This window comes from Rheinheimera aquimaris (assembly GCF_020531985.1).
Lineage (GTDB): Bacteria > Pseudomonadota > Gammaproteobacteria > Enterobacterales > Alteromonadaceae > Alishewanella > Alishewanella aquimaris.
Window position 1 is genome coordinate 247892 of the sequence record NZ_JAJAVQ010000002.1, and the last position, 23456, is coordinate 271347.

The 23456-nt window shown below is 51.5% G+C and carries 19 protein-coding genes; 7 read left to right on the plus strand and 12 right to left on the minus strand.

Annotated elements, in window-relative coordinates; all coding sequences use genetic code 11:
- Positions 1 to 6 precede the first annotated feature (6 nt).
- Genes LHL18_RS06080 through LHL18_RS06090 form a run of 3 tightly spaced genes read right to left on the minus strand, consistent with a single transcriptional unit; the run spans position 7 to position 4296 of the window.
- The gene (locus tag LHL18_RS06080) at positions 7 to 783 is read right to left on the minus strand and encodes a phosphoadenylyl-sulfate reductase (protein WP_226766208.1); all 777 of its coding nucleotides are present in this window, start codon (positions 781 to 783) and stop codon (positions 7 to 9) included.
- Positions 767 to 2488: an assimilatory sulfite reductase (NADPH) hemoprotein subunit gene (cysI, locus tag LHL18_RS06085; RefSeq protein WP_226766209.1), complete on the minus strand. Its 1722-nt coding sequence runs from the start codon at positions 2486 to 2488 to the stop codon at positions 767 to 769. Before cysI ends, LHL18_RS06080 begins: the two co-directional genes overlap by 17 nt.
- The gene (locus LHL18_RS06090) at positions 2488 to 4296 is read right to left on the minus strand and encodes an assimilatory sulfite reductase (NADPH) flavoprotein subunit (protein WP_226766210.1); all 1809 of its coding nucleotides are present in this window, start codon (positions 4294 to 4296) and stop codon (positions 2488 to 2490) included. The genes cysI and LHL18_RS06090 overlap by 1 nt, the downstream gene beginning before the upstream one ends.
- A gap of 296 nt (positions 4297 to 4592) precedes the next feature.
- Here LHL18_RS06090 and LHL18_RS06095 point away from each other — a divergent pair, with 296 nt between their 5' ends.
- Both LHL18_RS06095 and LHL18_RS06100 read left to right on the plus strand, forming a co-directional pair.
- On the plus strand, positions 4593 to 5408 hold the full coding sequence (locus LHL18_RS06095; RefSeq protein ID WP_226766211.1) for a YggN family protein: 816 nt from the start codon (positions 4593 to 4595) through the stop codon (positions 5406 to 5408).
- Positions 5409 to 5578: 170 nt separating this feature from the next.
- Positions 5579 to 5926, plus strand: coding sequence for a RidA family protein (locus LHL18_RS06100; RefSeq protein ID WP_226766212.1), 348 nt, complete (start codon positions 5579 to 5581; stop codon positions 5924 to 5926).
- Here LHL18_RS06100 and LHL18_RS06105 read toward each other — a convergent pair whose 3' ends face one another.
- Genes LHL18_RS06105 through LHL18_RS06120 form a run of 4 tightly spaced genes read right to left on the minus strand, consistent with a single transcriptional unit; the run spans position 5927 to position 11476 of the window.
- Positions 5927 to 6904: an L-threonylcarbamoyladenylate synthase gene (locus LHL18_RS06105; protein WP_226766213.1), complete on the minus strand. Its 978-nt coding sequence runs from the start codon at positions 6902 to 6904 to the stop codon at positions 5927 to 5929.
- Complete coding sequence (locus LHL18_RS06110) at positions 6901 to 7716, minus strand: DUF6671 family protein (protein ID WP_226766214.1); 816 nt, start codon at positions 7714 to 7716, stop codon at positions 6901 to 6903. The genes LHL18_RS06105 and LHL18_RS06110 overlap by 4 nt, the downstream gene beginning before the upstream one ends.
- A complete protein-coding gene (locus LHL18_RS06115) occupies positions 7695 to 10112 on the minus strand; it encodes a DUF2309 domain-containing protein (protein WP_226766215.1) in 2418 nt (805 codons plus the stop codon). The genes LHL18_RS06110 and LHL18_RS06115 overlap by 22 nt, the downstream gene beginning before the upstream one ends.
- Positions 10109 to 11476, minus strand: coding sequence for an NADH-quinone oxidoreductase subunit L (locus tag LHL18_RS06120; RefSeq protein WP_134053143.1), 1368 nt, complete (start codon positions 11474 to 11476; stop codon positions 10109 to 10111). Before LHL18_RS06120 ends, LHL18_RS06115 begins: the two co-directional genes overlap by 4 nt.
- Before the next feature lie 97 nt (positions 11477 to 11573).
- On the opposite strand from LHL18_RS06120, the gene LHL18_RS06125 reads away from it, so the two are divergent.
- From LHL18_RS06125 to LHL18_RS06135, 3 genes are all read left to right on the plus strand, one after another.
- A complete protein-coding gene (locus LHL18_RS06125; protein ID WP_134053141.1) occupies positions 11574 to 12446 on the plus strand; it encodes a LysR family transcriptional regulator in 873 nt (290 codons plus the stop codon).
- 212 nt (positions 12447 to 12658) lie between these two features.
- The gene (locus tag LHL18_RS06130; protein ID WP_226766216.1) at positions 12659 to 13486 is read left to right on the plus strand and encodes an ABC transporter permease subunit; all 828 of its coding nucleotides are present in this window, start codon (positions 12659 to 12661) and stop codon (positions 13484 to 13486) included.
- A complete protein-coding gene (locus LHL18_RS06135; protein ID WP_226766217.1) occupies positions 13483 to 14391 on the plus strand; it encodes an ABC transporter ATP-binding protein in 909 nt (302 codons plus the stop codon). The genes LHL18_RS06130 and LHL18_RS06135 overlap by 4 nt, the downstream gene beginning before the upstream one ends.
- Here the strand turns inward: LHL18_RS06135 and LHL18_RS06140 are convergent.
- Entirely contained in the window at positions 14388 to 15311 is a 924-nt protein-coding gene (locus tag LHL18_RS06140; protein WP_226766218.1) for a matrixin family metalloprotease, read from the minus strand. The two genes, LHL18_RS06135 and LHL18_RS06140, sit on opposite strands and share 4 nt — an antisense overlap.
- Before the next feature lie 125 nt (positions 15312 to 15436).
- On the opposite strand from LHL18_RS06140, the gene LHL18_RS06145 reads away from it, so the two are divergent.
- Positions 15437 to 15883, plus strand: coding sequence for an NfeD family protein (locus LHL18_RS06145; RefSeq protein ID WP_134053135.1), 447 nt, complete (start codon positions 15437 to 15439; stop codon positions 15881 to 15883).
- A 38-nt stretch (positions 15884 to 15921) separates the two neighbouring features.
- The gene (locus tag LHL18_RS06150) at positions 15922 to 16860 is read left to right on the plus strand and encodes an SPFH domain-containing protein (protein WP_134053133.1); all 939 of its coding nucleotides are present in this window, start codon (positions 15922 to 15924) and stop codon (positions 16858 to 16860) included.
- Between the two features lie 58 nt (positions 16861 to 16918).
- Here LHL18_RS06150 and LHL18_RS06155 read toward each other — a convergent pair whose 3' ends face one another.
- The 4 genes from LHL18_RS06155 to LHL18_RS06170 all read right to left on the minus strand — a co-directional run bounded on the left by LHL18_RS06155 (position 16919) and on the right by LHL18_RS06170 (position 23449).
- A complete protein-coding gene (locus LHL18_RS06155; RefSeq protein ID WP_226766219.1) occupies positions 16919 to 18541 on the minus strand; it encodes a methyl-accepting chemotaxis protein in 1623 nt (540 codons plus the stop codon).
- 7 nt (positions 18542 to 18548) lie between these two features.
- Positions 18549 to 19508, minus strand: coding sequence for a DMT family transporter (locus LHL18_RS06160; protein WP_226766220.1), 960 nt, complete (start codon positions 19506 to 19508; stop codon positions 18549 to 18551).
- A gap of 249 nt (positions 19509 to 19757) precedes the next feature.
- Entirely contained in the window at positions 19758 to 20696 is a 939-nt protein-coding gene (locus LHL18_RS06165; protein WP_226766221.1) for a DMT family transporter, read from the minus strand.
- A gap of 26 nt (positions 20697 to 20722) precedes the next feature.
- Positions 20723 to 23449 carry a bifunctional diguanylate cyclase/phosphodiesterase gene (locus LHL18_RS06170; protein WP_226766222.1) on the minus strand — a complete coding sequence of 909 codons (2727 nt, stop codon included), beginning with the start codon at positions 23447 to 23449 and terminating at the stop codon, positions 20723 to 20725.
- Positions 23450 to 23456 lie beyond the last annotated feature (7 nt).

Genomic DNA, 23456 nt, shown 5'->3' on the forward strand with positions numbered 1-23456 from the left:
GGGCGGTTAAATACCGTCACCGTCCATATGCAGGCCGCATTCGCGGCCGAAGCCGTTAAAGCGGGTGTCTTCTTCGCTCATGCCCAGCTCCAGTTTGCGGGTGGAATGGGTATCGCCGACAGAGACATAGCCTTGTTCCCACAGCGGATGATAGCTTAAGCCATGTTCTTTTAAGTAATAAAACACGTCTTTGTTGCTCCAGTCGATAATCGGCTGGATTTTCACTACACCACGGCTGATCTCGACAATGGCTTTGTCGGCACGGGTGCTGCTTTGGCTGCGGCGCAAGCCGGTAAACCAAGTGCCCACATTCAGCTCTTTGAGTGCGCGTTGCATCGGCTCAACTTTATTCAGCTGGTTATATTGCTTAATACCCTCTGCGGTTTGCCACAATTTACCAAAACGTGCTTCCTGCCAGGCCGGGCTTAACGGCGAGCTGTATACTTTCAGGTTGAGCTTCAACTGCTCAGTCAGCGTATCGATAAACTGATAGGTTTCCGGGAATAAATAACCGGTATCCGTTAACACCACCGGGATATCCGGCTGTTGCTGCGTGACCAGATGCAGCATCACCGCCGCCTGAATACCAAAGCTGGAACTTAGCATTGGATTTAACGGCAGATGCTGCAGTGCCCAGCGCACACGTTCACTTGCTGACAGTGGCGCCAGCAGCGCATTGGCTTCAGCCAGCCACGCCTGTTGCGTGGCATTGTCCTGCTGCAGAATCGTTTGATACTTACTGTCTGCGGCCGGGTTAAGGGTTTGCTTAGCTGTGGAAGTCATCTTTTGGTACCACTACCGGTGCAACAACACCGGCCCTTATCACAAAATCACCAAAACCTTCGCTGCTGTCGCTACGCTCACTGGCCCAGCGGCCAATTAAGCCATCCAGTGTGGAGAGGATCTCGCTTTCACCAACGTTATCCAGCAGCAGGCGTGGAATACGGGTGCCTTCACGGTTGCCACCCAGGTACAGGTTATACTTGCCAGGCCCGCGGCCAACTAAACCCACTTCCGCCAGCATGGCGCGGCCACAGCCGTTAGGGCAACCGGTAACGCGCAGCACTATATGTTCATCAGCAACATCGTGCTTGCCCAATAAGCCTTCTACTTTAGTAACCAGCTCGGGCAGGTAACGTTCAGCTTCGGCCATCGCCAGCGGGCAGGTCGGGAACGATACACAGGCCATTGAGTTTTTGCGCTGTTCGCTGTGGCTGTCGTCAATCAGGCCGTGAGCGCGGGCAATGGCGTCTATTTCCGCTTTTTGCTCGGCCGGTACACCGGCAATGATCAGGTTCTGGTTTGCCGTCATGCGCAAGTCGCCCTGGTGTATGGCAGCGATTTTGGCCAGGCCGGTTTTCAGCGGCTTACCGGGGAAGTCGAGCACCCGGCCATTTTCAATAAACAGTGTTAAGTGCTGTTTGCCGTCGATGCCATCAACCCAGCCAATACGGTCGCCACGGCTGCTGAAGCTGTAAGGTTTTACCGGTTCAAATGCGACGCCGGTGCGGGCTTCAACTTCCGCGCGAAAGGCATCAATACCGATACGGTCGATGGTGTATTTAGTCTTGGCATTTTTGCGGTTCGAGCGGTTACCGTAATCACGTTGCACAGTCACCACATGTTCGGCCACTTTCAGCACATGCTCAAGCGGTATATACCCCAGGTCGTCTGCCATACGCGGATAAGTGGCGGTATCGCCCCAGGTCATTGCCAGGCCGGCACCCACCAGGACGTTAAAGCCCACCAACTGACCGTTTTCGGCCACGGCAACAAAGCTTAAATCGTTGGCGTGTACATCAATATCGTTATGTGGCGGAATAACCACAGCCGTTTTAAATTTGCGCGGCAGGTAGCTGTCGCCTAATACCGGTTCGGTTTCGGTGGTTTCAACTTTTTCTTCGTCCAGCCAGATTTCAGCATAAGCGCGGGTTTTTGGCAGTAAATGCTCACTGATCTTTGCTGCCCACTGATAGGCCTGCTGGTGCAGCTCAGACTCTACCGGGTTAGAGGTACACAACACGTTACGGTTAACGTCACCGGCGGTGGCGATAGAATCGATACCGATCTGGTTTAAAAACTGGTGCATCGGCTTAATATTGGGCTTTAACACGCCATGAAACTGAAAGGTCTGGCGTGTGGTTAAGCGGATACTGCCATACAAGGTGCTGTCGGCGGCAAATTTATCAATCGCCAGCCACTGCTGCGGGGTAATAATGCCGCCCGGCATCCGCGCGCGCAGCATTACATTGTGCAGTGGTTCCAGTTTTTGCGCGGTGCGCTCGGCGCGGATATCACGGTCGTCCTGCTGATACATGCCGTGAAAGCGGATCAGCATAAAGTTATCGCCGTTAAAGCCGCCGGTAATTTCATCTTTAAGATCGTTGGCAATGGTGCCGCGCAGATGATCACTCTCAGCCTTTAAGCGCTCGTTATCAGACAGGGCACCCGGTGCCACTAAATCTGGATTAATTGGATACTGGCTCATTAATAGACATCCTTCTGATAACGTTTTGCGACGCGTAATTCATCTAAATAGTGTTGTGCTTCATCGGCGGTTTTGCCACCGTACTGCTGTACGATATCAATCAGCGCCTGCTGTACATCTTTGGCCATACGGTTGGCATCACCACAGATATACAGGTGTGCACCTTCCTGCAACCACTGCCATACCTCGGCACCGTGTTTACGCAGCTTATCCTGCACATATACCTTTGCCGCCTGATCGCGGCTGAAAGCCACATCCAGCTTGCTTAGCACGCCACGTTTTAAATAGCTCTGCAGTTCCAGCTGGTATAAAAAGTCCTGGGTGAAATGTGGGTTGCCGAAGAATAGCCAGTTTTTACCGCTGGCACCGCGGGCATCACGCTCCTGCAAAAAGGCACGGAACGGTGCTATGCCGGTGCCCGGGCCAATCATAATAACCGGCGTGTCGTCACTCTGTGGCAGGCGGAAGTTATTGTTGTGCTCAACAAAGACTTTAACCTTTTCACCTTCGGCTAAACGCTCGGCCAAAAAGCCAGACGCGCCGCCCAAATGTGGCTGGCCGTAGGCGTCGTAACGTACCACCGCCACTGTTAAGTGCACTTCGTCTTCTACTTCCGCCTGTGATGACGCTATAGAATACAGCCGTGGTTGCTGCTTGCGCAGTGCATCCGCCAGTTGCTGGGCGCTTAGCAGGCCGGGGTGATCGCGAACAATATCAATAATCTGCCGCTCGTTTAAATAAGCCCGTAGCGCGGTTTTATCAGCAGCCAGGTCGGCTAAGGCAGTGTTGCCGGTAGCAGCGGCATATTTCTCGGCAAAGGCCGGGTAAGACTGCGTCAGTTCCAGCTGCTCGGTCAGTGCCTGTTCAATGGTGAGCGTAGCGCTGCCAACCGCAACCGGTGTGTCGCGGGCAATCGCCGTCAGTAACAACAGTTCACGCACCAAAGCTGCATCATTAGAGAAATATACGCCCAGTGCATCACCCGGCTGATAGCTTAAGCCTGATCCCGCCAGTGAAATTTCGATATGACGTACATCTTTAGTCGAGTCGCGGCCGGTAATTTTTTGATTGGTGTACAGCTCTGCGGCAAACGGGTTTTGCTTATTGTACTGGCTGACACTGCCTGCCGTAGTATCACTGCCCGGCCAGGCAATAACCTGGGCCGAAGGGGCGGCGGATGCTTTTAGCTCCGGCTCCAGTTTAGTAATAACCTCGGTACTCCAGCTGTCTGCCTGCGCCTGATAATCAACGTCTAAATCGGCGCGTGCTTGCACTGATACGGCGCCAAGCTCGGTAAGGCGGCTATCAAAATCCTGTGCAGTTTTACAGAAAAACTCATAGCTGGTGTCTCCCAGCCCCAGCACAGCATATTTTAAGCCCGTCAGTTTTGGTGCTTTTTTACTGAATAAAAAGTTATGCAGGCCAATGGCATTTTCCGGTGGTTCACCTTCACCGTAGGTTGAGGTAACAATCACCAGATACTGCTCGTTTTTCAGTTGGCTGGTTTTGTACTCCGCCATATCAACCACTTTGGCTGTAATACCTTTCCCCTGAGCCTGCTTAGCCAGGGCTTCTGCGACATGACGGGCATTGCCAGTTTGTGAACCGAACAAAATAGTCAGGCTGGCTGCAGCGGCTGCTTGTGCAGGAACCACGCTACCTTGGGCTGCCAGCTGCGCACTTGCTGCCAGATAGCCACTCACCCAGGCTTGCTGAATAGGGTTTAACTGGCTGATCAGCCCCTGCAACTGGCTAACTTGCTGCTCGGACAAAGGGCTGGCCTGCGCAACTAATGACGATAAAAGCATAAAAGATCCTGCACACTAAGATTTCAGCCATTTTAGCCATCTATATGTATATCGGTAAAAGAATGGATCTCTCTTCTTTATTCCAATAAGTAATTAAAAACACCCTTTGGTATCAGCCTGGCTGCACTCAAAAACCTAATAAAAAAGCTAATAAGTGGTCAAAAACACTAATCGGCGAAAATTATATTTTATTGCCATTCAAACTTTTTAATAAATAACAGCAACTTAAATATTGGCATTAAGTTTGTAACGCTACTGGTGTCATGAACACAGGCCATTGCCCAAAGGATAGCAAAATGAAAACTCTACTTATCGCGACCGGTTTTGCATTAACCAGCATCAGCAGCGCAGTAATGGCGCACGAAGGCCAAAGCTGCAATATAAACTTCGATAAAGATTTAGTGATCAACAGCGAGTTAGTCAGCATGAAAGATGCCGGTACTGAGTTGTGGCGCATCAATAATGACGGGCAGCTGTGGCTGGACGGTAAAGTTATCAGCACTGACAGCAATACCCGCGCTTTGCTGCGCGACTATCAGGCCGGTGTCCGTACCCAAACACTGGAAACGGTAGCGCTGGTAGAAGATGCGCTGGTGCTGGCTGCTGATGCGGTAAATTCTGTGTTGACTGAGTTGACCGGCGACTCGCTGGACAGTCATCCGGCATTGCAAAACGCAATGGATAAAATCAAAACCGGTTCAGAGCGTGTTGTTGTGCGCAATGGCGACACTATAGAGTTGTACGGCAGCCGCTTCGACAGCATGGATGATGCGTTTGGTGAAGAATTTGAACAGGCGATTGAAGAAGCTGTTACCAGCTCGATGGGCAGCATTCTGATGTTGGTCGGCCAGGCTATCAGCAGTGGCGAAGGCAATTTTGAACAGCGCATGGAAGCCTTTGGCGAACGTATGGAGCGTTTCGGTGAAGATCTGGAGGCACGTATGGATGTTCAAAGCCAGGCTTTGGAGCAACGTGGCGAAAGTATGTGCGCTAACCTGCAACAACTGGATGTACTGGAGTCGCAAATCCAGCAGGCCATTCCGCAAATGCAAAAGTATGACCTGATTGAAGTCAGCAGTGACAACACTACGGCGTTTTATCTGTACAACTAAATTTTAACCCTATTCGTGTACTATCCCAACCACGACTTTGGCGCGCTGATCTCATCCTGACAGCGCGTCTTTTTTTATGCGTTTTCTGACATGAGTTGTTGCCCGGCTGGCTGGTTATCTGCAGTGGTTCAGGGTAGCCTGTGGCTTTTTAGCTATTCAGGACATGATGTATGACCATGCAACGTATTTTACCTGCTGCCCGCTACTCTGAAGCGGTTATTGTTAACGGACTGATTTTTTGTGCCGGCATGGTGCCGGAAAACAGCAGCGTTGACGCCACGCTGCAAACCGAAGATGTGCTAAAGCAGATTGATGCTTTGCTGGCGCAATGTGGTAGTGCCAAAACCCGGCTGGTTGATGCGACTATTTATCTGGCTGACATGGCCGACTACGCGGCGATGAACCTGGCCTGGGATAACTGGGTTGCGCCGGGCTGTGCCCCGGCACGTGCTACCGTTGAAGCAAAATTGGCTGACCCGGCCTGGAAAGTTGAGATTAAAATCGTCGCAGCCCAGTAACTAACTGTTGGCATTAAAGCCGGCGCGGCGCAACCTGTCGTGCACGGCTAACCAGTCTTCGCTTTGTGGCGGTAGTTCACACCATATCTGACTAACTCCGGCTTTGTCGGCCAGATACAAACTGCGATACAGTGCACTGGCATAGTCTGCTGCGTTCTGTGCCATTGGCATACTCTGTACCTTGCAAGCTTGCGGCAACGGGCTGTAATGCAGCACGGCAATATCAGCTGTGGCGTTGCCAATGCTCTCTGCCAATTGCTTACTATCCAGGCAAATAAGAGGCGCCTCAGGCTGATAATGCGCCTCTACATTCCCGGCAACTTTCACCTGATGCTGTGCTGGCTGAGCGATCTCCCGCTGCAGTATTGCAGCCAGTTGCGATGCCTTAACAGGTCCGGCGCGAACAATTGTCGGCGTATCGCCGGTCAAATCAACAATAGTTGATTCTACACCATGCTGACAAAAACCACCGTCCAGCACTGCAGCTATGCGGCCTTGTAAGCTGGCAAGCACTTGTTCACAACTGGTTGGGCTGAGTTTTTTGTAACGGTTGGCAGAAGGTGCGGCCACTGCCAGCTGATGCTGTCTGAGCAAACTAAGCAAGGCCGGATGCGCTGGCATGCGCAGCCCGATACTATCCAGGCCTCCGGTAATAATGTTACTGACATGATTGGCCTTCTTGAGCAATAGTGTCAGCGGGCCGGGCCAGAATGCCCGGGCCAGTTGCCAGGCACTGTCGGGGATATCACAGGCCCAATCTGTCATAGCTTTCGTACTGTGTAGATGCACAATCAGCGGGTGATCCGCCGGCCGGCCTTTAGCCGCAAAAATGGCGCTGACGGCGTCAGGCTGAGATGCATCTGCGGCCAGGCCGTATACGGTTTCAGTGGGGACCGCGACCAGTTTGCCCCGGCGCAGAAGCTGCCCGGCAAGTGTAATGTCGTTGCTGTGTTGCGCATCGAGTATCAAGGTGTTCATGGGTTACATACCTGACAATATAGGGCAGCGGCGTAACGCTGCTCTGAACCATATGTTTCTGTATAACCGCAGCGCTGACAACATGCCTGGCGCGCCTGAGTCAAGGTGCTGGGCGTGCCGCATTCTTCGCAGGGTAGCCCGCTAATTGGTTTATCCGGCCAAAAGCCGGGCGTGCTGCACCTTGCACACTGATGTTTTATCCGCTGCACCAGATCGGCAGCAGCCAGGCGAATATGTTGCTGTCGCTCCGGGCAACAGTGGGCGCGCAAGTCAAAGCCCAATATGAACTCGCCTCCATTTATCAGCAGACTGCCTGCCTGCTGCCGTGCTTCTGCGGGACTCAGCCCTTTGCGAATGTAGCGATGTTGTTGCACCAGCAGTTTTTGACCTTCAGGCACGCTAGCCAACGCTTGATCCAGTGCTTCATTGTTACTGATAGTCCATTGCTGCACGTTGGTTGGGCCATAAAAACGGCCAGTGACAGCCCAACCGGCACTGATATTGACACAGCAAATGAGCTCGAGATTAAAGGTACCTATACCATAGGGGCCTGGCGCAAAACTGCCCTCGCTGCCGATGCCGGTATCATAGCCACTTAACTCCGCCGCTATTGCAGCTTTGCGTAATGCGCACTCATCAGGCGACATAAAACGTGGCCGTTCACCGGCAAAGCTGCCGAGGCTATCGGTGTCAAAGCTGTCTAGCTCAGTCAGCTGCCAGCCAAGTTCAAGCAACGCCTGGCTGATAAGGCGGCCTTTGTTGTGGCGTGTCAGCACGGCGACGCGGCGCATCATAGTTTGACTTGTTGCCAATGTTGCTGCTGCCAGCAATGTACGCTACCGTCACTGTCGAGCTGATAAAGCCAAAGCCAGTGGTTATTTGCCAGCGCTGCGACATCAGGGGCGCGGTTGATAATATTGGTGATTGCCTGACGCGGCGCCGCGATAATGACGCTCAAACGCACAGGTTGATGCATTAACCTGCTGCCATCGTGCACTGACTGCCAGGCCAGACCGGTGCGTAAATCACCACCATTACCTTCAAATACGCCAACATGGCCCGCGACTACGTTATGCAATAGTTTGTTGCCACTGCCGTACTTCTGCGGTGCCACAACCGATGCGTAATACTGCAGGTTAATCCAGTTTGTGACGATCATCGGCGCAGTCATAATGCTGTATAGCTGGCTGAAATCATCGTCATTTTGCGTGTCATAATCGTGCAGAAAACAACGCCCCTGTAAATCCAGCGCTTTGGTAAGTTGTCTTGGTGCAACAATAAAGGCCGCGTTATTGGCCAAGCCCCACTCCGGTCGCAGCTGAGCCCAGTCGGTGCTGCGCCGGCGGAAAAAGCGCACCAGTGCCTTATCTGACATGTTCTTCTGTGCAAACTGGCCTGCACGTTGCTGCCGTGCATCGCAAGCCGCTGCAGTTAACCAGTTTAGCCAGTCAGCCTGCCTTGGCGGTTGGTACACTTCAAGTTCATCCGTTGTCGTGTGGTGCATGGCGGCAAAAAATTGTGTGTCGGTGGGTACGACTATCTGATGATCGTCCGCTAACAGTTGTCGCACTGCGCTGTTGTTCAGTATCTGAGCCAGTACTTTGACATTAACCTCACCGGTTTGGCCGCCACAGGCACCGCAATCTAAGCCGGCAGCATGTGGGTTGTTACAGCTTTTGCTGCCATGGCCAAACAAAAGTACAACCGGAGCCAGCTGGGTTTTCAGCCCCATTGCCCGGAGGGTAGCCGCTGCCAGTTGCGCCTGCTCGCTGTCTGTCAGTGGTTGGTTATCGCGGCTAAGTTGCCAGGGCTGTGAGTCAATATGTTTATTTAGCGCATGGCGGGCTTGCGGACGCAGAAAAGCGCGTTTTATTAAGCTAATCAATTTAGTTGTACCTGCAGCCTCTACCATACCTAGGCTGGATGATGCCAGGTCAAAGCTCTGTTTCCAGCCTAAGCCAGGCTGGCGGCTAAAGGTACCCTGTTCCGGCCGGATCTGTTGTACCTGTAACACCGGTGCCAGCAAGCCGGGCAACTGTGGCCGGCTGACTTTGCTGTGAGGTGCCTGGTAAGCAATAGGCAAGCCGAAAAAGCCGGCAAATCCGAGGGTCTGAATATGATCATGTTGCCGCTCTAAAGCACGGCGCATTGGTTCTGAGCGCACATCGATGCAAAATGCTGCCTGTAACACCGGCCGGAGAGTCGCTGCTGATTGAGTGCAGCATTGCTGCAGCTTACGTAGTAGCGGCTGCTGTACACTAAGCTCCAGCGCCCTTTGCCATACCTGGCGCAAACTGAGCGCTGCCTGAGTGTGTACCAGTGTCGCGTCGTAGCTACTGGCTTGTTGCTGTAAGGTGGCCAGTATCCCGGTATGTTGGTTGTTATGGCGTTTTGTATGCTGCCATAACACCCAATCCCAGCCGAGCAGCATATACAGCAACTGGCAGACTGCCTGATGAGTGCTGTGCCCCTGCAGTGATTGCTGCCAGTCCAACCAGGCTTGCCAACCGGCCCAGCCGGAAATGCTTTGCAGCAGATTTTCAAAATATGCCTGACGTTGGGCCGGTTTGGGGCACCAGCTATCGAGCCAGGGCAGCATGTGTGCAATTAACGTCTGGGGTGAGTCGGGTAAGGTGCTAAACAAGGTGTTCAGATTGGTACTGGCTAACACCTGCAAGCCCTTATCCTGACGTACGACAGTTAACCAGCAGTGATAGGCATGGTCATCACTGCCTGCATCCGCACTGAAGCGTTCCGGATACTGATAATACAGTGCAAAAAATTGGCTAAGTTGCTGTAACACCAATTGTGGCCAGGGCAATGTGTCGTGCTGGCTGTTCTGTTCCGCCAGCAACTGCGTCAGGCTGTTCCAGCTACGTAACACCACTTGTTGCTCAAGGCCCGCTACTGCCTGCTCTGTGCTGAGCGGTAATTCTGCTTCTGTTAATGCCTGTTCTAGCTGTGCTGGCATAATCTGTGTTTGCCATTGTGACAGATACCAGCGCGCACTCATCAGGCAGTCAGTACCGGCGAGTAGTTGTTGCTCTGCGGCAATTTCTGCAAACGGACGGCTGCGTTTTGGCCACCAGGGGTTTACTGCAATCATCTGATCCAGTGGCCACTGTGGTGCTATCTGGCTTGCTGCTGCCTGCAACAGCTGACAGGTGTCAGCCATTGACAGCGAGGTGTCTGCACTCAGTGCGCTCATGCTTGCGTCTCCTGCTTGGCTAAGGTGGCAATGGTTTTGGCTGCCGGTGGGTTGTACGGCCAGATTTTTAGCGTGATGCGGGTAGCCCATTCATCTAGGTATCCCCCCGCATTCAGCCAGATAAATACCCGGTTTAGCAGCGGTTTGCTGGCGTGATAACGCAATAACACGGCCACAATAAATAAGGTGGCGAACATAGCGCTGGCGAACAGATCTGCTGTGAATGACAGGCTTCCGGTGTCTGGTATCACCTTTACCAGCAGCGTTTTGCCGGCGAGGTAGAGTGCCAGCAGACCTGCAGCATACAGTAGAGCCAGCATCACGCGCAGCCAGCGCAGGTTATCGTTGCGGCCTACAGAAGGCAGTAGCACCACAGTGACGGCCATCATTAACAACATACTGCTGGCCAGACTGGTAAAAGGCAGTAGCAGATGAGTTGAGCCAACCAATACTGCTGCCAGTAAAGCCGCAGCACTCCAGTGCGAAACCGTTGGCTCTGTCGGTTCGGCCAGTTGCGCAGCCAGATAATGGTTAACAGCGTTGCCGCTGTGCAGGAAGGCATATGCTTTGTAGCAAGAGTGTGCCAGCAGGTGCAGCAGAGCCAGCGTATACAGGCCAAGCGCAATTTCAACCAGCATCAAGCCCATTTGTGCAACCGTTGACCATGCCAGCCGGACTTTAATGCTGACACGGGTTGTCATTATCAGTGCGGCCAGTACTGTACTGAACAGCGCTGCAACTAACAGCAATGCACTGGCAATGCCGCTTATTGCCATCAAGGGTGCAAAAAGCAACAGCAGTATGCCTCCAAGATTAATAATACCGGCGTGCAGCAACGCTGAAACCGGCGTCGGTGCCTCGACCACCTGGATCAGCCAGCCATGCAGAGGCAGCTGAGCGCATTTGAGCAGTGCCACTAAGGCCAGTAAGACCGCCGCACCATGCACTAAGGGTGATGCTGTGGTGGTGCCAGCAAGGTGCTGGATGATGTGCTGAATATTGGCGCTATCAAATTGCAGGTACAGCAGTGTAAAAGCGACCGCCAGCAGTGCTTCACCCAAGCGGGCGCTGAGCGCCTTTTTATGTGCCGCCAGCTGAGCCCTTGGCCGGTCGGGATAAAACAGCAATAACTGCTGTAAGCTTAAGCTTATTGCTATCCAACCCAACCAGAACAACACCAAATGATTAGCCAGCAATGTAACGACTACTGCGGCAATAGTGGCGGCTAATGCGCGCATAAAACGTGGTTTGTCAGTTTCACCTGCCAGTGCAACGGCGCTGTAGCGCCAAATCACTACTGCCAACAGCGTTACCAGCGCCAGTAATATTACTTTAACAGCTGAAATATGAAGTAAAGCCTGCATTTGCCACCCCGCCAGATTGAAGTGGTGCTATTGTGCGTAGTGACTTAATATAAGTAAAATACATAATAAATCAGATATCGTTCACTAAAAGAGAACTATGGGCCGGTTAAACTATCATCATCTGTATTATTTCTGGCAGGTCGCCCGGGGCGCAAACCTGACTGAAACGGCGCAACGGCTGCATGTTTCCCAGTCGGCGTTATCTGCACAAATCAAACAGCTGGAGCAGAGTATGCAGGTGCAGCTGTTTCAGCGGCAGGGGCGGCGTTTAGTGCTGACCGACAGCGGCTATCAGACACTGAAATACGCTGAAGACATTTTCAGCCGCGGCCAGGAGCTGGAGCAATTACTGCTAAATGGCATGCAATCGCAGCACAGCCCGCTGCGCATTGGTACCCTGGCGACGATGTCACGTAACTTTATTGAAAGTTTTATCGCCCCGCTTTTGGGTAACCCGGCCAGCCGGTACAGTTTATTTTCGATGACACAGACTGCACTGTTAAATGCGTTGGCTGCGCACCAACTGGATCTGGTGTTGAGTAATATTGCTGTGCAGGGCAATGATAGCCAGCTTTGGCAGTGTCGGCTGCTGGCGCGGCAGCCCGTAGCGGTAATAGGGCCACCAAATAAAGCCGCCGGCAGTGCATTGCCGGCCTATCAGCAGCAGCGCTGGGTATTGCCGCCGGTGCAAAGCCCGGTTCGCACGGCGTTTGATGCGCTAGCGGCTCAGTATCAGTTGCAACCGGAGGTAATAGCTGAAGCAGACGATATGGCGATGTTACGTCTGCTGGCGCGTGATAGCGGCGCCCTAACTGTTATGCCTGCGGTAGTGGTAAAAGACGAGTTAAATAGCGGCCGCTTGCAACAATATTTAACGCTGCCTGAGGTGCATGAAAACTTTTATATTATTACGACTCAGCGGGAACTGGTGCATCCGCAGTTGCAGCATCTGTTACACGCTTTTAGTTAATTTAGCCGGGTGCCCGGCGCTGGCTCTGCAGCCAACTACCGGTGGCGGGCACACCAATAAATAGTGAAAAGCGCTTATTAATGCGGTTTTCTTAATGAAAAAATGGGTAGCGTAAAAATAACATTATGATTTTAAAAGATTATAAAGTTGGCATTAATACTGCTTTATGAGCCTTGCTTATACCAACAATAACGACTGCACAGGACGATGCGATGGCAAATCCGCTTTCTACCATACAACAATGCCGGTTATATGCCGGCTTTGAACTACAACGTTTATGGCTTACCCGCCGTGGCCTGATGACCCTGGCCGCTACCGCTGTTATCTGGTTTTTTCTGCTGCGTTATGCCATAGCGCCTGCCAGCGATCTTATAAGCGCTGACGGTTTTCAGCAGTTTTTCCGTGATGTGTTTGGCAGCGGTGGGCTGACGCAGTTATTTTCCTGGCCGGCACCAGAGCTGGCGGTGTATTGGGTGCTGAGTTTGCTTATTCTGCCGACATTTTGCTTATTCTTTACTGCCAATCAGCTATGTAGTGATTTAGAGCGCGGCACTTTGCGCTTTCTGGCTTTACGTTCCAGCCGCGCCGGTATCGTGCTGGGGCGTTTTTGCGGACAAATGCTGGTACAGGGCAGCTTAATTTTGCTAACCCTGGCGGCCACCTTATCGCTGGCTGCCTGGCGTGAAGGTGGTATCAGCCTGGCGATGCTTACTGCTGCTATCGTTATTGCGGTCAACCTGCTGCTGGTGTTACTGCCCTTTACTGCGCTGATGAGCTGTTTTTCTGCCATGGTGCGCTCAGCCAGGCTGGCAGTCAGTCTGGCTATTGTTAGCCTGGGTTTAGTTTTTGCGCTGCTTAGCTGGTTTATTTTTTACTTCCCTGACTACCTGTTTGTCATGGGCTATCTGCCCGGTACCCAGGTGCTGCAGTTAATCCAGCTGCAGGGGTGGATCACCTTGCAACATGCACTGTTACCGCTGGCGCAAACCGCCGTACTGCTAACGGCAGCAACCTTACTGCTGAAACGGAGAATGTTATGAACACTATTATTCAGTGTCAGGGTGTCAGCCAGGCTTTTGGTAGTAAAAAGGTATTGCAGCAACTTGATTTTACGCTGCAGCAAGGTGAAGTGGCAGCATTGATAGGCCCCAATGGTGCAGGCAAAACCACTCTATTCAGTATTCTGTGTGGTTACTTAAAGCCAGATAGTGGCAATGTGCTGTTGTTCGGCCATAAGCCTGGCAGCGCCGCGCTGTTTGGTAAGGTTGCCGCGCTGCCACAGGATGCCCAGTTCGATCCGGCATTTAGTATAGGCGAGCAGCTGGACTTTTATGGCCGCTTGCAAGGGCTGAGTAGCAAAGCTGCCAGGGCAGAAACCGAGCGGGTGCTGGCACTGGTTGGACTGAGTGAACAGCGCCAGCATAAAGCCGGCGCACTGAGCCATGGTATGCGTAAAAGGGCCGCTATAGCCCAGGCATTTATTGGCGCACCGCAGCTGATTTTACTCGATGAACCTACCGCCGGGCTCGACCCGGTAAATGCGTTGCAAATCCGCCAGCTTATCAGCCGTTTAAGTGCTGAAGTCAGTTTTGTTATCAGCTCGCACAATATTTTCGAGCTGGAGCAACTGTGCAACAAAGTGCTGTATCTGGAGCAGGGGCGATTAAAGACAGAAACGAACAGTAATGCCGACAGTCAGCAGCAATACCTGACACTGCAGCTGGAGCAAGACGACAGTGCCGCTGTGACTCAGGCACTGAGCGCATTGCCCGGCGTGATTAGCATCGAAGCGGTGCAGCAAAAAACACTGTTACTCTGCTATCAGGCCCAGCAAAACGCTGATTTCGATCTGGCGGTATTGCAGTGTCTGGCTGCCAATGGCTGGCGTTACCGCAACCTGACTAAAGGTAAAACCTTAGAGCAGAAACTGTTCAGCAGCGTTTAAAGGCCGCACTGTGCTTTAAGTGCCTGAATATCGTCAGCGGTCAGCCGGCTTTGTTGGGTATTAAGCGCAGCGTGCATTACTGACGCCGGGTTGTCGGTATGGCCGACACCCAGCGCATGGCCAAATTCGTGCGCGATGGTCAGTTGTAAATCGGTCAGTGTTTTATAAGCGAAAATGGTCATCACACGCTGCTTGCCGCGTATTTCCATCAGGCCGACTTCTGTTTTGGCAACTTCAGTAGTTTGCTGCGGTAGCAGGGCATTGCGGTCCGCCACAGTGTCGTTAATGTATTGCTGTTCACGCTGTAATCTTTGTTGTTCAGTATTAAGGTTGTCGGCCTGCTGCTGCAATTGTTGCTGACGCTGGTTCAGCTGCTGCTGCTCGCGTTGCAAGGCGCTGCGATCGAGTGAGGCTTGCTGCACTTTGCGTTCAAAGGCGGCGACGTCGGCGGCAAATTGCTGGTTTTGTGCCTCAAATTGCTGCTGTTGCTGTTGCAGCCGTGCGCTTTGCTGCTGCAAACCGGCTACGCGCTGGTTAATGTTGGTGTCGTACCTGTCTAGATTGCGCTGCAGCAACGCTTGTTGCAGTACCTGTTGCTGACGCTCATCGTAGGCAAAATTTATCGCAAAACCATCAAGGCTGTCGTAACGAAACAGCTCAACACCAAAGGCCTGGTTCCATTGCATAGCGGCACTGTGAGCGGCTTGTTCTGCCTGCTCCAGCGTTAAATCAAATGCCGGGTCCAGCTGGCCTATACGCCAGCTTACCGGGGCTTTACACAGATACTGCTGCATCGCATTGTCGGCGTAGTCCTGCAACACCTTCGGCAGCTGCGGCTTTTTCTGCATCAACCCCGCCAGCAGCTGATAACTGGCGTACACCAATACGGTATAAAACAGCACACGCAATAACAGTTTCATTTACACCTCAATCGACAAGCTGCTGCCTAACATAGCTTGTTACAAAGCCATTTACCGGTTCAGATTGACCACTTTGTATGCCTTAAGTTAATGTGCAGCATAACAATTGTTAAGGAGCAAATTAAGTGAATATTGCTACCCTGTGGATCATTGCCGGTATTGTATTGATCCTGACAGAGTTAATGGCGACCAGTATAGTGGCTGTATTTTTTGGTATTGCAGCGATAGCCGTGGGGTTATTGCTGAATTTTGGCCTGATTGACAGCTACAGCATGCAGTTCTTATTGTTTGGCGTTTTGTCATTGCTGCTGCTGTTTACCGTGCGCGGCCATTTTAAACGCTGGTTTGTCGGTTACACCGCCGACAGCAATGAGCAACCCTCCCGTTTTGCTGATGACATCGGCCGCCGAGTCACTGTGCATACCGATTTTAACCAGGGCGCAGGTCGCGTCGTACTAAACGGCGTGCAATGGGATGCAGAGTCGGCTGATAATCTGCATGCCGGCGATGTTGCCTGGGTAGTGGCCAACCATGGCATTAAGCTGGTGGTATCAGCGGTTAAGCCTGACTAATTTTATCCAACCTGCCATCTGTTTAAGGAGTAAATCTGATGGGTCCAATTGATATTAATACTATTTTAATGGCCGGCTTTGCACTGGCGGTCGTCATTACCATTGTTAAAACCGCCCGGGTGGTACCGCAGAAAAGTAATTATGTAATAGAGCGGCTGGGTAAATATTCGCGCACGCTGGATTCGGGCTTTCATATTCTGATCCCTTTTATCGACAAAGTAGCCTATGTACATAGCTTAAAAGAAGAAGTCATCGACGTGCAGCGCCAGACCTGTGTAACCCGGGACAATATCCAGGTAGGAATAGATGGCATTTTATATCTGCAGGTGATCGATCCCCATAAAGCCAGCTACGGCATTAACGACTACCGTTACGCTTCCGCCCAGTTGGCTCAAACAACGATGCGTTCTGTGATTGGCCAGACTGATCTGGATAAAACCTTTGAAGAACGCGCCAAAATTAATGAAGAAGTGGTAAAAGCATTAGATGAAGCCGCAGCCCCCTGGGGCGTGAAAGTACTGCGCTACGAGATTGCCGACATTGAACTGCCTATCAGCATTAAAGATGCGTTAGAGCAACAAATGCGGGCTGAACGTGAGCGCCGTGCTGCTATCGCCAAATCAGAAGGTGAGCGCCAGTCGATGATTAACGTGTCCGAAGGCCAGAAGCAGGAAGTGATTAACCTGTCTGAAGGTGACAAGATGCGTCAAATCAACGAAGCCGAAGGCCGCGCCCGAGAGATTGAACTTATCGCGATTGCCACGGCAGAAGGCATACGCAAAATTGCTGAGGCCATTAATCAACCCGGTGGCTCTGAGGCGGTAAGCCTGCGGGTTGCAGAGCAATACGTAAAAGAGTTCGGTAACCTGGCAAAAACCAATAACACCATGATAGTGCCGGCAGAGCTGGCCAATATCGGCGGTGCGGTAGCCGGTTTAACGGAAATCTTAAAAGTGGCACAGCCAAAAACGAAGTAGATATCTGTTTTAGTTTGCAGAGCCGGCAGCATGCCGGCTTTTTGTTTATTTTTGCAGGTTACAGTTTAAAGCGGGTCAATAGCTCGTTTAGATCAACTGCCAGTCTGGACAATTCGTGTGCTGAGGCGCTGGTTTGGTTGGCGCCGGCAGCTGATTGCGTTGCTAAATCGCTGATATTGACTATGTTGCGGTCTATATCGCGTGCTACTTTTGCTTGTTGCTCTGCCGCACTGGCGACAACCAAATTACTGTCGCTGATGCGGTTAATCTGATCGCTTATCGTCGCCAGTGCCTGACCTGCCGCCGTCGAGACTTTTAGGGCTTCCTCTGCTGTCATAGTGCTTTGGTGCATCGCATCAACGGCATTCCCTGTCTCGGTGCGTATCTGTGTAATGATTTGCTCAATTTCCCGGGTGGAAAGTTGAGTGCGATGTGCCAGCGCTCTTACTTCGTCGGCGACGACAGCAAAACCTCTGCCGGCTTCGCCGGCTCTGGCAGCTTCAATAGCAGCATTTAATGCCAACAGGTTGGTTTGTTCAGCGATGGCGCGAATCACATCCAGTACAGTACCAATTTGCTGTGATTGGCTGGCCAGGTTTTGCACCAGCTCTGATGTGGTGGCTATCTGTTCATTCATGCGGTGAATAGAGCTTACGGTATTCTCAACCTGGCGTCTGCCTTCATGGGTCACTCTGGCTGATTCTGCAGAGGCCTCTGAGGTTGATGAAGCCGTATGAGCAACTTCATCTACTGCAGAGCTCATTTCTGTTATTGCGGTGGCGGCTTGCTGAATTTCATCATTCTGTCGCTGAATGCCCCGTGATGCATCTTCCGTGACTGAGTTTAACTCTTCTGCGGCAGACGCCAGCTGGGTTGAAGAGTTAGCGATATGACTCAGCGCATCGCGCAGGCTTTGCTGCATCTTAAGTAAAGCCGAGGATAAACGCGCAGCTTCATCGGCACCCGTTACGCTGACAGTGCGGGTCAGATCGCCACCGGCAACCGTTTCAGCCAGCGCAACGGCCTCAGATATAGGCACAGTAATACTGGTTGTAAGCAGCATAGCAATGCCGATACTTGTTGCAGCGACAATAACAATTACAGCGACCACCCACACTTTACCACTTTGGTAGGTAGAAAAAGATCGCCCGCTGATATCTGCGGATATTTTCTGATTAAGTTCGGCCAGACTAACCAGTTCTTGGGTCATTTCGTTGGAGAAGCTGTTCAGGCTGTCCAGTTGCTGCAAAGCGCTGGGTTTGTCGGACAGTAGCAGGAAGTTGACTACCTGCTGCTGGCCGCCTTCATAATTGGCTTTGGCTCGCAAAAATGCATTATATATCTGCTGTTCCTGGTCTGAGCTTATCAGTTGCTCATATTCATGCTGGTAGCGGTTAACGTCTTGTTTAACCTGCTCTAACCGGGCCAGCGTGTCCGTTTCTGCCCGGGCATCCTCTGCTGCCAGTAAACGCAGGGTAAATACCCGTATCCGCATCATGTTCAGGTTAAGGTTCGACAGGGTATTCAGGCTGGGAATGACATTGCCCTCAATCACACCGGCGACCTGCCGCATTGAAGACATACTGTTTAGTGAAAACAGCCCCAGTATCAATACCAGCACAGTTGTCAGAGCAAACCCACTTAGCAAACGGTTACGAATTCCTATCTGGCGTATCATCATATATCCCTCATGTGTCATTGTTTTTATACGAAAGCGGGTTTGTGTCGACGGTCTGCCGTTTTACTTTGTGTGTATTGAGCAAGGCGACAGTAAACCCCAACAGTGATATCGCGACACCCAGGTATTGCGTCAGGCCTGGCAGCTGGCTGTTAAACGGCAGACCGACGCCTAGCGCTATGGTGGGTGACAGCGCCGGAAACATCGCTGCACGACGGGTGCCCAGGTACTGAGCTGCTTTAGAAAAGGCAAAGATGGCAACTACACCAGACAACACACCCTGTACCAGTACTTGTTGCCATAATAGGGTAGAGTCCAGCATCATTAAGGCCCATGGGCCTTTAAAGAATAAATAAAGCGGTATATAAAACAGTGCGGAGTATACCGACACCAGAATAAGTGCTGTCAGTGCGCTGATACGCCACAGTCGCAGCAGTAAAATAAATACGGCCAGCATGGCGCCCGACGTGGCAAACATCAGATCTGAGTTTACTTGGTGCGCCAAAGTGTCAGAGCGGGGTTCGACCACCAGCATCAGGCCAGCGATTAAAATGCCCACGCCCAGCCCCCATTGCCAGCTAAACCATTCTTTTAAAATAAGTACCGATAATATAATACTGCACACAATCAGCGTGACTAACTGAATAAAGGCGCCGTGTACCAGAGGAGAATAATGGTAACCACCCAGTGCAAACCATAACAGCAGCGGCCCGGCCAGCACAGACAAAACCAGGCGCTTTTGCCAGCCAACACGCACGGCAGGTTTGTGTATAACCAGCAGCGGGCTCAGCAGTAAGCCAGAAGTACTGTAGCGGATAAAAGCGATATCCCAGGCCGACATTCCCGCAGCGATACCATGAAATGACATCGCTAACCAGCCACCCCATAACAGCGCCACAATAAAGCCATAATAAACCCCCTCAACCAACATGCTCTGGCTGTTCTCACCGGCAAATCTGTTGTGTGGCATAGTACTTCCCTGCTCCAATCAACATAGTTCCCGAAACCGTAGATCTCGATCAATATTCACAAGTACGATTTTCGTTTGAAATTTACAGAAAAGAGTATCGTAAGTTATTGAAACAGATCAACTTTTTTATATTTTTATAGCTGGTTTTTTGTTTTATTACTACAGCAATTGCATTTGGTCGTGAATTAGGTACTTGCTGGCGCAAAATGGTGCTGGCTGGCATGAAAAAAATTCGTCGCACCAAAATGGTTATTCATGCTTTTTTTCTGTGGGTTGGTCGGTGTCATGGTAGAAACCCAGCAATAATCCCGCCGCAACTATAATGAAACCAAGCCACTGGCTGAGAGCCGGTACCCGGTGAAATAACAACATACCCAGCAACATAGTGATCGCCGGAGCAAAGGCCGGAAATAACACGGCTTTGCGAAGCCCCAGATACTGTACCGCCTTGTTAAAGGCATGCAGGGCGAATACTCCAGATAACACGCCCTGAAACAGCACTTGCTCAACTACCTGATCAAAGTCCAGCATTGAAAGGTATAAAGGGCTGTGCAGCATCAGGTACATCGGGCAATAGAGCAAGGCGGATAACACGGCCACGACGACAGTGGCAGCCAATGCATCGACCCGCCAATACCAGAGCAGTGCCATAAACAGCGCCCACATCACTCCGGCCAGCATAAATAGCAGGTCGCCTTTCCAGACCGCGCTGATTTCTTGCTGCAATGGTTGTAACGGTCCTGCCACTGCCGCCAGGCCGACAAGCAGTACCAGCAATGCCGCCAGATAACTAAACCGTGGCTCAGATTTGCTGCGCCACCATATTAGCAGCAAGCCAGACAAAATCAGCGTTGCGGCTTGCACCACAGTGCCATGAACGAGTGGCGCATATAAAAAGCCATGCGCTGCAAGTACAGCAAACACTGGGCCGGCCAGTAAGGTGAGCAATAGTGCGCGGGTCCAACCCACCTGACGGAAAAGATTACTGAGCGCCAGCAACGGCAGCAACAACAACCCAGACGTCAGATAGCGCAGAAATACCAGATCTTCTGCGCTGAAGCCATCGGCTATACCCTCACTGGATACCGCCATGCAGGCACCCCAGATACAAGAACCCAGCAAGCCGTAAGCCACGCCGCTAAACTCATGGTGCTCAGTGTCAGGTGTTAAGCTAAACCCGCGTGTCATCTGGTTTTCTCCTCTATGCAGGCTATTCAGCTTTGTCCGGATTTCAACTGCACAACCTGTGAGGTTGTCTTCTGATTTGAAAGGGAAAAGTCAAGAAAGGCATCAGGATCCAGAGCCTTGGCATAACAGTAACCCTGTACTTCGTCGCAGCTTCGTGCCAGCAGAATATCTGCAGTGGCGTAGTCTTCGACGCCTTCTGCAATGGCTTTGAGATTAAAGCTGTGCGCCAGCGTGATAATAGATTGCACTATGGCTTCGTCGTCAGCGTTACGGGCTATGCCTTTTACAAAAGACTGATCAATTTTCAGCTTGTCAACGGCAAAACGTTTCAGATACGCCATATTGGAATAGCCGGTGCCGAAATCGTCGATGGATAATTTAACGCCCAACGCTTTTAACCGGCTGATAATTTGCATTACCCGTTCTGAGTCCTGCAATAACATCGACTCTGTCAGCTCCAGCTCCAACAAGTGAGCGGGCAAACCAGAGTCGGCCAGCGCCTGTGTCACTTCTGCCACTAAATCGCCCTGGCGAAATTGCAGTGCAGAACAATTTACCGCCACCACCAGCGGTGCCATCCCCTGTTTACGCCATGCCATAGCTTGCTGACATACGGTCCGTAATAACCAGTTGCTGATGGGAATAATCATGCCGTTGGCTTCGGCTGCCGGAATGAATTCCGCCGGAGAGATTAGCCCCTCTGTCGGATGCCGCCAGCGTAATAAGGCTTCGGCACCTACTACACGACCGGTACGCAAATCCAACTGGGGTTGATACTGAATAAAAAGTTGTTGTTTAACCAACGCCTGGCGTAGCTCTGTTTGCAGTGTCAGACGACGTAAGCCCTGCTCCCCCATAGTATTGTGATAAAACCGGTAGGTATTGCGGCCATCTTCTTTCGCTTTATATAGCGCCATATCAGCTGCTTTAAGTAACGACTCAAAGTCAGTACCGTGCAGTACGTGAACCGCCACGCCTATTGACGGTGTCACCGCAACCTGCTGTGCTTCCAGTTGCAGCGGTTGCTGAATTTCGGTGATGATGTCCTGTAACAGCTGTGTTAATTGCTCATGTTGCTGTGCCATCGGTACCAATAGCAAATATTCGTCGCCACCTAGTCGCGCAACAGTGTCAATACGCTTTTTAAAGCTTAGTAAGCGTTTGGCTACAGCATGTAGCACAGCATCACCGGCGTAATGCCCCAGCGAATCGTTAATGTTTTTGAAATTGTCCAAATCCAGGTATAACAACGCGATATGGCCGTTTTTTCTTTCAGTGTCTGCCATTAGCTGTTCAAACCTGTCTTTTAGAAACCAGCGGTTTGGCAGACCGGTTAGCGCATCGTGATACGCCATGTAACTGATGCGTTGTTCTTGATCTTTCCGTTCAGAAATATCCTGTAATGTCACCACAGCACCTATTAGTTGCTGATTTTTCACATTCGGATAGGCCCTGATCTCTATTTGGATTTGCTGCTGGCGCGCGTCAATAAAACGGTGATCATCGCAGTAAAATTCTTCGCCCTGATGGACTTGATTAAGCAAGCGGGTTATCAAATCTGTATGTTTACCTTGTGGATCAACAAAATGCTTATCCAGCGCGGTGGAGGATAAATCTGTATCTGCGGTATAACCAAACAGCCGTACACAACTCTGGTTGCTGAAAGTGCAAACCCCCTGAAAATTCAAACCAAAAATCGGATGTCCGACGGAATGCAGCAGCAAACGGATATACTCTTCTTTGGCTTTTAATTCTCTGGCAGAGCGCTGTTCCTTATGTCTGGTTTTTTGTAGCCGGCGGCTGAATATCGCACTTAAGGCACAAATCAATAACGACAATATTACCGCCAGGGCTGAGCTTAAGTACCATTCTGCCAAATAATCTGCAGTGGCATAGCCTGTTACCAGTATAAAAGGGTAGGCACCGACTCTTTTGTAGCTATATAGCCGCTTTACCGCATCTACCCTGGACTGCATAAAAAGCGCGCCTTCATTGTGGCCTTGAGCCAGCTGCTGATCGATCAAATCTGCGGCATAGCTTGGTGTTTGGGTGCCGGGTAATTGTGGCTGACGCACCACTGTGGTTGGTGGGTCTATACGACGCAGCGTCAACACGCCAGCCTTACCTAGTTCTACCTGAGCAAATAATTGCTGCACGGTGTCCAGTGGCACCGATGTGGCAATCCAGCCGGTCAGCTCACGCTGGTGATTAATCACAGGCACTGCCAGAGCCAGTTGATTATCTGCAGTTTGCTCAAACAGCAAGCCCGGGAGGTTGTGTTGCTGGATCTGCAATGGAATTTGCGAAAAGTATAGGGCCTGATTGCCTGCTGCAGTGCTGAACAGCGCCGAACCATATTTACTCAGTAGTATTAATGGCGGTAATTCGGGAAATCGGCTCGCCAGATTTTGTAACTGCTGACGCAGTTGCTCCTGCTGCAGCTGACTTTTATCCAGTAAGGCCGGGTCCAGCATTTGTGCCACGCTGTTAAGCTGCATCTGTAGTGGCTGGAGCAACCCGGCATTTAGCCGGGATTCCAGCGTCAGATTTAAATTGTGTAAATCTGTTTTGGCCTGACGCTCGGTCTGCATATAGGAGATTAGCAAAAAGCCCGCCAGTAACACTGCAATACTCAGGCATAATACCGGCCAAAGCACTGCTTTGCTGGGGGGGCGGATGTCAGGTTGCTGGTCTGCCAACTGCCTTAGCTGTGGGCCGGCGTCTAATGTCACGGGAAAGTGAATACTGTTCATAGCAATG